This window comes from Burkholderia sp. IO2 (genome assembly GCF_029522185.1).
Classification (GTDB): Bacteria; Pseudomonadota; Gammaproteobacteria; order Burkholderiales; family Burkholderiaceae; genus Burkholderia; species Burkholderia cenocepacia.
In genome coordinates, this window is the sequence record NZ_JAKWFH010000002.1 from 147,642 (window position 1) to 160,543 (window position 12,902).

Annotated in this window: 13 protein-coding genes and 1 pseudogene; 7 read left to right on the forward strand and 7 right to left on the reverse strand. The window is 68.5% G+C overall.

The annotated features are described in order from the left end of the window. Positions 1 to 10 precede the first annotated feature (10 nt). The 3 genes and pseudogenes from MMB92_RS01940 (at position 11) to MMB92_RS01950 (ending at position 1,510) form a co-directional block, all read left to right on the forward strand. On the forward strand, positions 11 to 565 hold the full coding sequence (locus MMB92_RS01940) for a protein-tyrosine-phosphatase (RefSeq protein WP_006495654.1): 555 nt from the start codon (positions 11 to 13) through the stop codon (positions 563 to 565). A 287-nt stretch (positions 566 to 852) separates the two neighbouring features. Further along, positions 853 to 1,184, forward strand: a pseudogene (locus tag MMB92_RS01945) (type II toxin-antitoxin system RelE/ParE family toxin). Next, positions 1,181 to 1,510: a transcriptional regulator gene (locus MMB92_RS01950; RefSeq protein WP_006479699.1), complete on the forward strand. Its 330-nt coding sequence runs from the start codon at positions 1,181 to 1,183 to the stop codon at positions 1,508 to 1,510. The pseudogene MMB92_RS01945 and the gene MMB92_RS01950 overlap by 4 nt, the downstream one beginning before the upstream one ends. A 24-nt stretch (positions 1,511 to 1,534) precedes the next feature. Here MMB92_RS01950 and MMB92_RS01955 read toward each other — a convergent pair whose 3' ends face one another. Beyond that, positions 1,535 to 3,553 (reverse strand): LssY C-terminal domain-containing protein, encoded by a 2,019-nt coding sequence (locus MMB92_RS01955; protein ID WP_048988373.1) that lies wholly within the window; start codon positions 3,551 to 3,553, stop codon positions 1,535 to 1,537. Between the two features lie 108 nt (positions 3,554 to 3,661). Next, positions 3,662 to 4,114, reverse strand: coding sequence for a hypothetical protein (locus MMB92_RS01960; protein WP_006482104.1), 453 nt, complete (start codon positions 4,112 to 4,114; stop codon positions 3,662 to 3,664). A gap of 325 nt (positions 4,115 to 4,439) precedes the next feature. Here MMB92_RS01960 and MMB92_RS01965 point away from each other — a divergent pair, with 325 nt between their 5' ends. Continuing rightward, a complete protein-coding gene (locus tag MMB92_RS01965) occupies positions 4,440 to 5,087 on the forward strand; it encodes a response regulator transcription factor (RefSeq protein WP_006495658.1) in 648 nt (215 codons plus the stop codon). Then, positions 5,084 to 6,889, forward strand: a complete 1,806-nt coding sequence (locus tag MMB92_RS01970) for a sensor histidine kinase (protein ID WP_277562481.1) — start codon at positions 5,084 to 5,086, stop codon at positions 6,887 to 6,889. The genes MMB92_RS01965 and MMB92_RS01970 overlap by 4 nt, the downstream gene beginning before the upstream one ends. Before the next feature lie 36 nt (positions 6,890 to 6,925). On the opposite strand, the gene MMB92_RS01975 is transcribed toward MMB92_RS01970, so the two are convergent. The 4 genes from MMB92_RS01975 to MMB92_RS01990 form a co-directional block, all read right to left on the reverse strand. Further along, complete coding sequence (locus MMB92_RS01975; RefSeq protein WP_012338669.1) at positions 6,926 to 7,225, reverse strand: type II toxin-antitoxin system RelE/ParE family toxin; 300 nt, start codon at positions 7,223 to 7,225, stop codon at positions 6,926 to 6,928. After that, entirely contained in the window at positions 7,222 to 7,497 is a 276-nt protein-coding gene (locus tag MMB92_RS01980) for a YlcI/YnfO family protein (protein WP_006482105.1), read from the reverse strand. The genes MMB92_RS01975 and MMB92_RS01980 overlap by 4 nt, the downstream gene beginning before the upstream one ends. Before the next feature lie 107 nt (positions 7,498 to 7,604). Then, positions 7,605 to 8,915 carry an MFS transporter gene (locus MMB92_RS01985; RefSeq protein ID WP_059722417.1) on the reverse strand — a complete coding sequence of 437 codons (1,311 nt, stop codon included), beginning with the start codon at positions 8,913 to 8,915 and terminating at the stop codon, positions 7,605 to 7,607. A gap of 129 nt (positions 8,916 to 9,044) precedes the next feature. Further along, on the reverse strand, positions 9,045 to 10,070 hold the full coding sequence (locus MMB92_RS01990; RefSeq protein ID WP_112750757.1) for an ABC transporter substrate-binding protein: 1,026 nt from the start codon (positions 10,068 to 10,070) through the stop codon (positions 9,045 to 9,047). A gap of 239 nt (positions 10,071 to 10,309) precedes the next feature. Between MMB92_RS01990 and MMB92_RS01995 the strand changes: the two genes are divergently transcribed. Both MMB92_RS01995 and MMB92_RS02000 read left to right on the forward strand, forming a co-directional pair. Then, positions 10,310 to 10,975, forward strand: coding sequence for a response regulator transcription factor (locus MMB92_RS01995; protein ID WP_006486117.1), 666 nt, complete (start codon positions 10,310 to 10,312; stop codon positions 10,973 to 10,975). Beyond that, entirely contained in the window at positions 10,962 to 12,386 is a 1,425-nt protein-coding gene (locus MMB92_RS02000; RefSeq protein ID WP_006486115.1) for a sensor histidine kinase, read from the forward strand. The genes MMB92_RS01995 and MMB92_RS02000 overlap by 14 nt, the downstream gene beginning before the upstream one ends. Before the next feature lie 56 nt (positions 12,387 to 12,442). Here the strand turns inward: MMB92_RS02000 and MMB92_RS02005 are convergent, their stop codons facing one another. After that, positions 12,443 to 12,892 (reverse strand): hypothetical protein, encoded by a 450-nt coding sequence (locus tag MMB92_RS02005; RefSeq protein WP_048988384.1) that lies wholly within the window; start codon positions 12,890 to 12,892, stop codon positions 12,443 to 12,445. Positions 12,893 to 12,902 lie beyond the last annotated feature (10 nt).

The following is a 12,902-nucleotide window of genomic DNA, read 5'->3' on the forward strand; positions in this document are numbered from 1 at the left end:
CGGAGACATCATGAAAAGAAGGCACACCCTCGGCACGCTTGCGCTGCTCTGCGGCGTCGGCATCCAGTGCGCGACGTCGGCATGGGCCGACGAACCGAAGAAGGTCGCGTTCGTCGACACGGGCAACACCGGGCGCAGCGTGATGGCGGAAGCGATTGCCGGCCAGTTGATCGCGCAGCGCCACGCGCATGTCGCGGTGATTTCGCGCGCGGTCGACGAGGATCCGTACGACGAAAAGCCGGAGGAGAACGGCGTGATCCTGATGAAGCGCCGCGGGATCGACACGTCCGCGCATCGCGCGGCGCAGTTGAACGCGAACGACGTCAAGCATTCGGACGTCATCCTGACGATGACCGACAAGCACAAGGAAAAGGTGCTCGCGCTCTATCCGTCGGCGGCCGGCAAGGTGTTCACGCTGGCCGAGTACGCGAGCGGGAAACACGTCGACGTGCCCGACGCATGGGGCAAGCCGATCGACTTCTACGAATCGGTGACCGCGCAACTCGATACGTACATTCCGGCGGCGCTCGACAAGGTCGCGACCGCCGTGCCGGCGAAGCAGTAGCGCGGGAATCTGCCGGCTCGCGGTACACATCGCGAGCCGGCAAACCCTCCACCCAGTCGTTCCTCTCGCTCTCCGTCTCCGAGCGCATCCCCCCTCATCACGCCATCGATACCGGCCATTTGGCCGAATCGTCGCGCGCCCGACCGGATGAAACAATGATCGTCGTCCGGGAGGTCCGCTCCATGCCCTGACAGCCGAACCATGAAGACGCTGCATGCGCGTCGGCTGTGAAGCCATTGCATGCGACCCGATTCGTTCCATTGATTTTTTGTAGCTTACAAGTTACAATGCTCTCCAAGTTCGAACTGCTTCGCTATCAGCGCGACGACGGTCGCGAGCCTTTCACCGAATGGCTGAACGCCGTGCGTGACAAGCTCGCGCAGGCACGCATCCGCGAGCGCCTGCGCCGCGTGCAGACCGGCAATTTCGGCGACTGCGAGCCGGTCGGCGAAGGCGTGGCCGAACTGCGCGTCCATGTCGGCGCCGCTATCGCGTGTACTTCGGCCGGCACGACAGCGCCCTGGTGCTGCTGTTGTCAGGCGGCGACAAGGCGAGTCAATCCGACGACATCCGGCGCGCAAAGGAACACTGGTCGAACTGGAAACGGAGGCAAATGTGAACAAGCTCAAAGGCGCGGTATCGCACCACGACGCAGAGGTCGCCGAACTCGGCGCCGACCGCGAGCTCGCGGTCGCCTATCTGCGCGTCGCGATGGAGTCGCTCGACGACCCGGACAACCGCGCGGCCGGCCTGCTCGCGCTGCGCACGGTCGCGGAAGCGTATGGAGGGCTCGGCGCGGTCGCGGCCGAAGCCGGCATCAGCCGCGAATCGCTGTATCGCACGCTGTCCCCGAACGGCAACCCGACGCTGAAGACCCTGCTCGCGGTGCTCAAGACCGTCGGCCTGCGCCTGTCCGTCGTTCCCGCGCAGCCGTCGCACGCGTAAGGGGCGCACGGCACGCGCGGCCCCTCACGGCCTCACCATCCACACCAGCAGCATCTCGTCCGGCGCGACCGTCACTCCCGCCGGCCGATGCGCGATCGTCGGCTCGACCGCCAGCGCCTGCGCGATCGCCGCCGCATCGTCGATCGTCGTCGTGCGCACGATCGTCATCAGCCGCGCCGGCCGGCGCAGCGTCTCGCGATACAGCGCGCCGTACCACAGCGGCCGCATGCCGAGCGCATCCTGCAGCACGTACGGATAACGCCACAGCCGCAGCACGAAACGGCTTTCCGGGTGGGCCGGGTCGATATGGACGAACACGCGCCGCGTGCTTTCGCCATGCGTATAGCGCGGCAGCACGGGCAGCGTATCCGCCGGCGCCTGCGGCAACAGCCAGCGCAGCGCGGTGGCCGGCGACCACGGCGTCGCACGCTGCCAGCCGGCCTGCGCGAGATGCCGGTCGAGCGTGTCCGATGTCGCGCTCCATTGCAGCGGCAGATATTCCTCGCGGTCGCCGCCGATCTCGGTACGCCGCGTCGGCACGCGCTGCCAGCCGCCGCGCAGCCACTGATCGACGGTCATCGCGACCACGTCGCCGACATGCGGACGCGCCGCGCGATCGAGCTGCCATTGCGCGGGCACCGTCCATACGCCGGCCGTCGCGAGCACGACGACGACCGCGACGAGCGCGCCTCTCGGCTGCACATGCTCGCGCACGCGCCAGTACGCATAGGCGCCGGCGAGCAACGCGAACCACGCGAGCCCGAGGCTCCATCCGCCCAGCAGGCCCGACAACCACGTATCGCCGACGTACAGCCGCGCGAAACCGCCGAGCACGATCCACAGCACGACCGCGGTCACGACCGGAATGCGCCACAACGCGGGCCGGTCGCGCGTGAGCACCCAGCCGAGGCCGCTGCTCGCGAGGATCGCGAACGCGGCGTCGGCGTCGGGCAGCGCCACGTGCGGCGCGCCGGGCGGCAGGCTCGCGGGTGTCGCGCCCGGCACGCCTCCGCCGAACACCGGCACGAGCACGACGGCGACGCCGACCGTCGCGAGCCACCACGCAGCCGACAGCCAGCAGCGATGAATCATCAGCCAGACGAGAAACGCGGCCGCGACGATCAGCCCCGTGTCGTGCCCATGCAGCACGGCGAGCGCGCTCATCGCGGCGTCGACGGGCGGCGTGCGCAGGTTCTGCAGGAACGCGTACAGCGCGATGTCCGCGTGCATCAGCGGATCGTTCGCGACGACGTCCTGCACGATGCCCGCGAACAGCCACACACAGCCGATGAACAGCAGCGCGAGCACGGGCACCGCGCCCGGCAACCCGCGCAGGTACGCGATCCCGTCGTGCAGCCGCGCGCCGAACCGCGGCCAGCGGCGCGCGCAGGCATGCAGGGCTTCGGCGAGCGCACGGCACAGCAGCGGCCAGCCGCGCCGCAGCGCGATGCGCACGCCGATCCACACGAGCGCGACCAGCGCGGCGACGACCAGCAGGATCGCGGCGACCCGCACGCTGATCGCCGCGGCCAGCGCGGCCGACGCGCCGAACAGGATGCCGGGCGCGACGTGGACAGGCGCCCACACGAGCGCCGAGATCACGTTGACCGGATAGAACGACCGGCGCGGCAGCGTCGCGCAGCCGACGACGACCGGCACCACCGCACGCACCGGCGCGAGAAAACGCGCGAGCACGATGCTCTTCATGCCGTGACGCAGCACGAATTCCTCGCCGCGCGCGTAGGCGTTCGCATAGCCGAAGCGCGCCCATGCGTTGCGGATCATCCCGCGGTAATGCCGCCCGAGTTCGTAACTGATCCCGTCGCCGATCACCGCGCCGACGGCCGCGACGCCGATCGTCGCCCACGCGTCGAGCGCGCCCGCGCCGATCAGCGCGCCGGCCGCGAACATCACGGCGCCGGCCGGCACGATCGTGCCGATCAACGCGATCGCCTCCGCGCAGGCGGCCACGAACACGATCGCCAGCACGAGCAGCGGATGCGCGCCGATCGCACCGATCCACGCATGGATCGTGTCGCTCATCACACGCTCCCGAACGGTGCGGCCCGGCGCGCGAACGGCGGGCCGGCAGGGGCATTGGATACGTTCATCGCGACATGCGCACGCTCGCGCCGGTGTCGGGGTCAGGGGTCAATCGAATTCGTGTTGTCGCGCGTCGGCCTCGAGCGGCGCATCGTGGTAGCCGACCGTCGCGACCTCGTGCAGATAGCGCGCAAGAAACGCGCCGATCGAGCCGGCGGCCTCGTATTGATGCACATGCCGGAATTCGTGAGTCAGCAGGCGGCGCGTGTCCTGCCCGCGCAGCACGTACACCGCATGGCCGAGCGTGAGGCCGATCGTCCCGGGCGCGAGCAGCCCGGTGTCGCGGGCGAGCGCGGCAAGCGTCGGCGTGTCGGGAAACGGCATGCGATCGACGGCCGTCACGCGGATCCGCTCCGGTTGCGCGACGCCCACCGTGCGCGCGTCGTCGGCTTGTGCCGGCGTCAGCGGCGTGCCCCGCGCGAGCCCGCGCGCCGCCTCCGCTTCGGCCCACGCGACAGCGGCGGGCAATGCGGACGGCAGGATATCGGCAAGGTCGATCATCGCAGGACTCCTTGGTTGACGCGAGTGGCATCGGGCACCAGTTTAGTCCCGAATCGGACCGGTTCGCGGACCGGTTGCCGTGATGCCGCGCCGGCCCCGCGCGGGTGCCACGATCACCCGGGAATACCCGGATCCGGATGCGCGTCGCGCCGTACCCTTTCCCGTGAATTATTTCGTTTCAGTGCACATTCCGCGTTCAACCCTCCCGAAAATTTCTCGAACGAGTACCGTTTTCGGGTCCGGGGGCATATATTGGTCAGAAGAACGGCCGCGGCGACAACCGGACGGCAACACGCGGCGTCATCCCGAAGAGGATCGCTGGAAGATGATCAGGGTAATTCTGGCTGACGATCACGCAGTCATGCGGGACGGACTGCGTCACATCCTGGAGATGGCCGGCGGTTTCGAGATCGTCGGCGAGGCGAGCGACGGCTCGGGCACGCTCGCGCTGGCCGAGCGCACCGTCGCCGACGTGCTGCTGCTCGACCTGTCGATGCCCGCGCCGACCGGCATCGAGCTGATCCGGCTGGTCAAGCGCCAGGCGCCGTCGCTGCGCACGCTCGTGCTGACGATGCACGCGGAAACGCAGTATGCGGCGCGCGCATTCAAGGCTGGCGCCACCGGCTACCTGACGAAGGACAGTGCGACCGCCGAGCTCGTCGAAGCCGTCGGCAAGGTGGCCGCGGGCGGCATCTACGTGAGCCCGTCCGCGGCCGAAAGCCTCGCTCGCACGCTGCGCGCGCCGGCTCAGGTATTGCCGCACGAGCGACTGTCCGCGCGCGAACTCGACGTGATGCGCCGCATCGTCGCCGGCCAGACGGTCACGCAGATCGCGTTTGAACTCGCGCTGAGCGCGAAGACGGTCAGCACGTACAAGACGCGCATCCTCGACAAGATGGCGCTGCCGCACGAAGCCGCCCTGATCCGCTACGCGGTGCGCCACGATCTCGACCTCGGCGCCGACGACGCATGATGGCCGCCTTCCGCTTCCCCTCCGCACCGCTGCCGCCGCCGCCGAACGACGACGATCCGGATACGTCGCGCCTGTTCATGTCGTCGCTGCCGCCGGGCCGGCGCGAGCGGCGGCTCGCGCTCGCGACGGTGCTCGTCTCGGCCGTGATCTTCGCCGCGCTCGCACCGTTCGCCCCCCTGCCGCTCGCGCCGGGCTGGGCGTTCATTCCCGTGTACCAGTCGGCGATCGTCGTCAACGACATGGTGACGGCCGGCCTGCTGCTCGGCCAGTACGCGATCCTGCGCGAGAAGCCGCTGCTCGTGCTGGCGGGCGGCTACCTGTTCACGGCGTTCATGGCCGGCACGCACATGCTGACCTTCCCCGGCCTGTTCGCGCCGCGCGGCCTGCTCGGCGCCGGCGAACAGACCACCGCGTGGCTGTACCTGTTCTGGCACGGCGGCTTTCCGCTGTCGGTCGCCGCGTACGCGCTGCTGCGCGCAGCGTCGCGCGGGCGCGTGGCTCCGGCCCCGCAGCGCCGCGCGGCGATTCCGGTCGTTCTCTGCATCGCGGCCGCGATCGGCGCGACGGTCGCGCTCGCGCTGCTCGCGACCGCCGGCCACGACCTGTTGCCGCGCATCATGAGCGGCAACAGGATGACCGCGACGATGATGAACGCGATCACGGTCGTCTGGGGGCTGAACCTCGTCGCGCTGATGCTGATGTGGCGGCAGCGGCGCCGCCATTCGGTGCTCGATCTGTGGGTGATGACGGTGCTCGTCGCGTGGCTGTTCGACATCGCGCTGTCGTCGATGCTGAATCACGGCCGCTTCGACCTCGGCTTCTATGCGGGGCGTGCGTACGGTCTCGTCGCGTCGGGCGTCGTGCTGTTCGCGATGCTGTTCGAGAACGGCCGGCTGCATGCGCAGACGGTGCGCGCGCTGGCCGGCGCGCGCTACCAGCATCTGCTCGTCGCGCAGAAAAGCGCGCAGTTGAACGAGGCGAACGAACGGCTCGAACAGCGCGTCGCCGCGCGCACCGCGCAACTGAGCGCGTCGAACCGCGACTTGCGACGCGAAGTCGAGGAACGCGTGCGCGCGGAGCGGGCGCTGCAGGCGTCGCGCGAGGAGTTGCGCGAGATCGCCGCGATCAGCGCCAGCGCGCGCGAAGCCGAGCAGCGCCGCATCGCGCGCGAACTGCACGACGAACTGGCGCAGACGCTCGCGACGCTGAAGAACGATCTCGAATGGCTGATCGACCGCGTGCCGCAGGACGACGCGTCGCTCGCGCGCAAGATCGCGGCGATGCATGCGCTCGCGCGCGGCGCGGTGGCCGCGACCCGCCGCATCGCGTCGGACCTGCGCCCGCTGATGCTCGACGATCTGGGCTTCGCGGCGGCGATGCAATGGCTCGTGGAGGATTTCCGGCACCGTCACGGGATCGCGTGTGCGCTGCACGTCGAGCCGCCCGAATTGCAGCTCGACGAGCCGTATGCGACGGCCGTGTTCCGCATCGCGCAGGAAGCGCTCGCGAATGTCGCCCGGCACGCGGCCGCGTCGCATGCGAACGTCGAACTCGTGTGCGGCGGCGAAGCGATCGCGCTGACGATACGCGACGACGGCGCGGGCTTCGATCCCGCGGTGCCGCGCAAGTCGAGTTCATTCGGGCTGGTGGGGTTGCGCGAGCGTGCGTATCTGGTCGGCGGCACGCTGCGGATCGCGACGACGCTCGGCGAAGGCACGACAGTGGAGGTCGAGATTCCGCGGGTGCCAGCGCCTGTGGCGGTCGCGCATGGCGGGGACGGGGATTCGCGAATCAATCGCTGACCAACGCGGCAACGACAACCACCGCATCGTCACATATCAGTGGTAATCATCTTCCCGTTGGTGTCGTACGGCTAAAATCGTAACTTGCTCGGCTGCTTCAATCTCGAACAGCAGGACATAGCCCGACGTGCCGAAGGACACGATCAGCTCGCGCAAAAATGGATTTCCGTGATCGACCTTGCGGCATGTGAACGGAAACATGCGGAGCATGGCGACACCTTGTTCGATCGCGTCCACAGCCCGCGCCGCCGCATCCACATCACGTTCGAGCAAGTATCGATACATCCGTACCAGATCCTCACGGGCCGCACGTGTATATCGGACCCGATAGATCAATCAGCCGCCTTCGCTGCACGCGCAGCCTTCAGCATACCCTCGAGTTCGGCCTGCACGTCGGCGGCATCGACGTATTCACCGGTACGACGCGCCTCGTCGCGCGATGCGAGGCCACGGGTTACAAACTCGCGTTGCAGACGGCGACGCGCGATCCCGTCGCGCAGCGCCGACTCCATGAACGCAGACAACGTCTCGTTTTCCTCAAGGACCGACTCTGCCTCCTCCCGCAATTGCGGATCGACACGCAGCGCCGGCATGGTCGCGGTTTTCATCGCACACTCCATGCATTACATATGTAATGCATGGTAGCACACTCACTTTTTCGCGTGCAGTCAGCCATTCGGCCTAACCCACGTATCCCGGGCCAAGCCGCGCCCCATCACGCCCGCGCCGCCACCATCCCCCGCTCCGAGCGCGTCCACGCGACCAGCGCGCCGACGCCGAGCAGCGCGAGGCACACGATCGGCACGATCATCGGCCCGAACGCGGTGCCCGTCACCTTGCCCGCGAACGGCATCAGGTTCTGGCTGAAGAAGCCGCCGAGGTTGCCGATCGAGTTGATCGCCGCGACGCTCGCGGCCGCCCGCGCGCCGGTGAAGTAACGCGGCGGCATCGACCAGAAGCACGGATACAGCAGCGGGATGCACGCGCCGCCGAGCACGAGCGCGATGAAGCGCAGCGGCGTCGACGGCAGCACGAGGCTCAGCAGAAAACCGAGCGCACCGAGCGCCGCGACGATCGCGATCGTGCGCAGGATGCTCTTCGCACGGCGCAGCTTCGACGGCAGCCACACCAGCAGCACCACCGCGAGCGCCCACGGCAGCATGCTCAGGAACCCGTTCGTCGTGCTCGACACGCCGAACGATTTCACGATCGTCGGCAGCCAGTACGTGACGCCGTACAGCGACGTCGACATCAGCATGTAGGTCGCCGCGAACAGCATCACGCGCGGATCGAGCAGCGCCTTCCACGGCCGGCCGTGCTCGGCCTGCGCCGGCTTCTCGCGCTCCAGCGCGGCCGCGACGATCTGCTTCTCGCGCTCGTCGAGGAACCGCGCTTCGCGAAACGATGCGGGCAGCACGCGGAACACGACGATCGCGACGACCACGGCCGGAATGCCCGTCGCGACGAACACCCACTGCCAGCCCGCCAGCCCCCACACGCCGTTCAGGCTCAGCAGCAGGCCGCCAACGAGCGAGCCGAGCATGTTCGCGAGCGCGCTGCCGAGCGTGAAGATGCCGAGCACCTTCGCGCGGTAGCTCTGCGGGAACCACAGCGTCAGGTAATAGATCACGCCCGGATAGAAACCGGCCTCGGCGATGCCGAGCACGAAGCGCAGCGAGCAGAACGCCGGCATCGACGTCGTGAAGCCCATCAGCACCGTGATGAGCCCCCACGTCAGCATGATCCGCGCGAGCCACACGCGTGCGCCGTAACGATGCAATGCGAGCGTGCTCGGCACCTCGAACAGCAGGTAGCCGATGAAGAACAGCGACGACGCGAGCCCGAACGCGGCTTCCGTCATCCCGAGGCTGTGCACCATCTGCAGTTTCGCGAAACCGACGTTCTGCCGGTCGATGAACGCGATCAGGAACATCACGACGAGGATGGGCAGCAGGCGCCGCGCCATCTTCGACATGATGCGCTGCTCTTCGGCGGACGCGGGGTCCAGGGTGTCGGTAGCGTTCACTTCAGGCTCCTTGCGTGAATCGGTTGCATATCGGTTGAATCGGTGAATCGGTTGAATCGGCGCCGCGCGTGACGAATGCGCCGGCGTCACAGGGTTCGATGAATGGATTCGGTTGGCCGCAGGCGTGGCTCAACCCGACCGGTAGTCGTCGAGCATCGGCGCGAACATCTCGTGCCACGCGCGCGGCTTCGCCTTGATCGTGCCGGCCAGGTACAGGAATTCGACGTAGTCCATCAGCTGGTTCGGCAGCACCGAGAAGCGCGTGTCGGGCGCGGCGAGCATCCGCATCACGTCGTCGTGCGACACGCCGACGCCCGACGACGCCGCATACAGCGCCGCCGCCGCACGCGGGTCCTGCGCGATCAGGCGATTCGCTTCGTCGAGCGCGCCGAGAAACGCGACGGCGAGCGCCGGCTCCGCATCGACGAGCCGCTTCGGCGCGAACACGACGTCGAGCGTCATCGGGCCGAGCACGTCGACCGAGCTCACCACGCGATGGATGCCCGGCTGCCGCAATTCGAGCGTCGAGAACGGCGGCGACGTGAAGTGCGCGGTCACGCCGTTCTCGCGGCGGATCAGCGCCTGCATCGCCTGCGGATGCGGCAGGTTCACGGTGATCGAATCGAGCTGCGCGAAATGCCTGGGGCCGAGCTGCCGGCTCGCGACCATCTGCAGCACGACCGCCGACAGCGACGTGCGGATGCCCGGCACCGCGATCCGGTCGGACGGCGCGAAGTCGCGCAGCGACACGAGGCCCGGCCGGTTCGCGTTCAGCGACAGCGACGTGGTCGACAGCCCGCTGATGCCGATCACCTCGACGTTCGGAATGCCGCGCGCCCGCGCCCATAGCTCGATGAAACCCGGCGCGCCGGCGCCCGCGAAATCGAGCGTGCCGGCCATCATCGCGTCGTTGACGGAATTGCCGCCGTCGAGCAGCACCCATTCGACCGCGACGTCGCGCACGCCGTGGCGCGCCGCATGCCGCTCGAACAGCCGCTGCTTCTCCATCACGAGCAGCGGCAGGTACAGCACGCCATAGCCTTTCGAGATCCGCACCGTGCGCGGCTTCGCGCGCACCAGCGCCGGCGCCCCGAGCACGCCCAGCACGCCGAGCCCGGCGGCGATCAATGCGCGGCGGCGCGGCGACGTCGTCATGCACGCACCGTCGACGTGCGGCGAACGGCCAGCCGCCACGCGCGGGCCGGCGTGGCGCCGCGGCGCGCGTTCGTCGTGCCCGTGACATGCTGCATCTTGCCGTCTCCTTGAATATTTCTGGTATTAATGCCGTCCTTGCATCCGCTTCCGGCTCGACACAGGTTATCGACCGAGTCTGAGAAAATGCTGACATCCCGGCCTCGGGAAAACCCCTAACCCCTCTACCTGCAAACGGCACCATGCGTATTCTCGTCGTGGAGGACGATGCCGAAATCGGCGCGGCGATCCGCGGCCGCCTGGCCCGGCTCGGCCACGCCGTCGATCTCGAAACCGACGGCGCGACCGCGAACGGGCTGCTGCGCGTCGAGCGTTTCGATCTCGTCGTGCTCGATGCGAATCTGCCCGGCATGGACGGCTTCACGGTCCTGCGCAACCTGCGCGCGTCGGGCAGCACGACGCCCGTGCTGCTCGTCACCGCGCGCTCGGCGATCGACGACCGTGTGAGCGGCCTGGGCCTCGGCGCCGACGACTACCTCGTGAAGCCGTTCGACTACCGCGAGCTCGACGCACGCGTGCAGGCGCTCCTGCGTCGCAACAGCGGCCACGCGAACGACGTGCTGACGCTCGGCGGCCTCGTGATCGACCGCAGCAGCCGCCTCGCGGAACTCGACGGCCAGCCGCTGTCGCTGTCGCGCCAGGAATTCGCGCTGCTCGAAATCCTCGCGAGCCGCCCGCAGCGCATCTTCTCGAAGGAAGAACTGCTGAACCAGTTGTTCAGCTTCGGCAACGAGCCGACCGCGAACGCGGTCGAGCAATACGTGACGCGCGTGCGCAGGAAGCTGCAGGGCAGCTCGGTCGAGATCCGCACCGCCCGCGGGATGGGGTATCAGATTGCCGCGCATTGACTGGTTTCCGAAGACGCTGTTCGGACGCACGCTGCTGTTCATCGCGCTCGTCGTCGCGACCGGCGCGCTCGCGCTCGCGGCGATCGCGCGCTACTACGCGGGCGTCGCGGCCGAACGCGCGTACGACCAGTTGCTGGCGGGCGCGTCGATCCAGGTCGCGGAAAACCTGTACGTGCAAGGCGGCGTGCTCGCGCTGAATCCGCCGGTGGCCGCGCTGTCGACACTGTCGCGCTACGACCTCGTCTATTACAAGGTGGTCGATTCGCGCGGCGTCGTCGTGGCCGGCTACAACGACCTCGCGAGCCCCGCGACGCTCGCCGCCGCGAAGCAGGGCCCCGCGTTCGCGAACGCCGTCTACCAGGGGCACCGGATCCGCACCGCGACGACCGCACGCTACATGCCCGAGGAAAGCACGCCCGGCTGGGCGCTCGTGACGGTTGCGCAGACAACCAACGCGCGCCAGCAGCTGACGAACGACATGAGCCTCAAGGTGTGGACGCTGATCCTGCTGATGAGCGTGCTCGCGGTCGGTGCGAGCGGCCTCGCGATCCGGCGCGGCCTGCGCCCGCTCGCGCAGATCGGCGCGATCATCGCCGCGCGCGACCCGGCCGACCTGCGGCCCGTGGCCGTCGATACGCCGAGCGAAATCGACGCGATCATCGGGTCGATCAATGGCCTGATGCACCGCCTCGCCGAGCGGATCAACGCGATGCAGCGCTTCATCGCCGACGCCGCGCACCAGATGCGCACGCCGCTCGCGCGGCTCGACGCGCAGATCGAGCTGCTCGACGGCGAATCCGACCCCGCGCGTCACGCGGCGCGGCTCGATGCGCTGCGCGCGACCTCGTCGGACGTCGGCCGGCTCACCGGGCAGTTGCTCAATCACGCGATGGTGATTCATCGCACCGAGGCCGTGCCGCTGCAACCGGTCGACCTCGTCGCGCTCGCGAAGGAGGTGCTGGGCCGCACGATTCCGCTCGCCGGCGAGCGCGACGTGGCCGTCGCGTTCGCGAGCGACGCGCCGCATGCGTGGATCGACGGCGATGCGATCAGCCTGCAGGAAGCATTGTCGAACGTGCTGCACAACGCGCTGCTGCATGGCCATGCGGACGACATCGTCGTGTCGGTCGCGACCCAGGGCAACGCGGATCAAGCCGTGACGCTGACCGTCACCGACAACGGGCGCGGGATACCGCGCGAGCACTGGGACGCGGCATTGCAGCCGTTCGTGCGGATCGCGCCGGACGGCAGCGAGCGGCGCACGGGGTCCGGGCTCGGGCTCGCGATCGTGCAGGAAGTGATGAAGGCGCACGGCGGGCGCGTCGGGTTCGCGTTTCCCGATGCGGGCGGGTTCGCGGTGGTGCTGACGTTTCCGCGGGCGACGACGACGCACGCCGCACGCGACGCTTAGACAACCGCGGATCCGGCGCAGGTACGCTCGATCGAACGCCGCCGGGCGACACGCGTTCAGTCGTCGCTGTCCCGATCGTCGTCGGTGTTGCGCTGCGCGTGTCGCGCAACCCGTTGATCCAGCGCGTCGTACTGACGGTCGCAGAACAACCGGCACAACGCATCGACGTCGACGCGCCTTCTCACGTCGATCGTCTCGACGTGCTGCTCCAGCTTTCCCTTGCCGATCCCGAAGAGCCCCTTCTTCATCCGCATGGACACCACATTCAGCTGGAAGCCGTCCGAATGCGCATCCGTCAACGCAGTCACCCACAGCTCGCGCTGATCGTCGGCCTGCTGCAGCACGAGCGCCGGCAGCGGGCCGTCCTGCGTCTCGTTCCATTCGACGTGCTGGGCCGCCCAAGGGAACGCATCGAATGCGTGAACGAACGACGCGTAGTCGGTCGCGCCCTGCTGATCGAGCTGATTGAAATCGTAGCCGACTTTCTGGATGGAACAGGTCAACATGGCGCGGTGC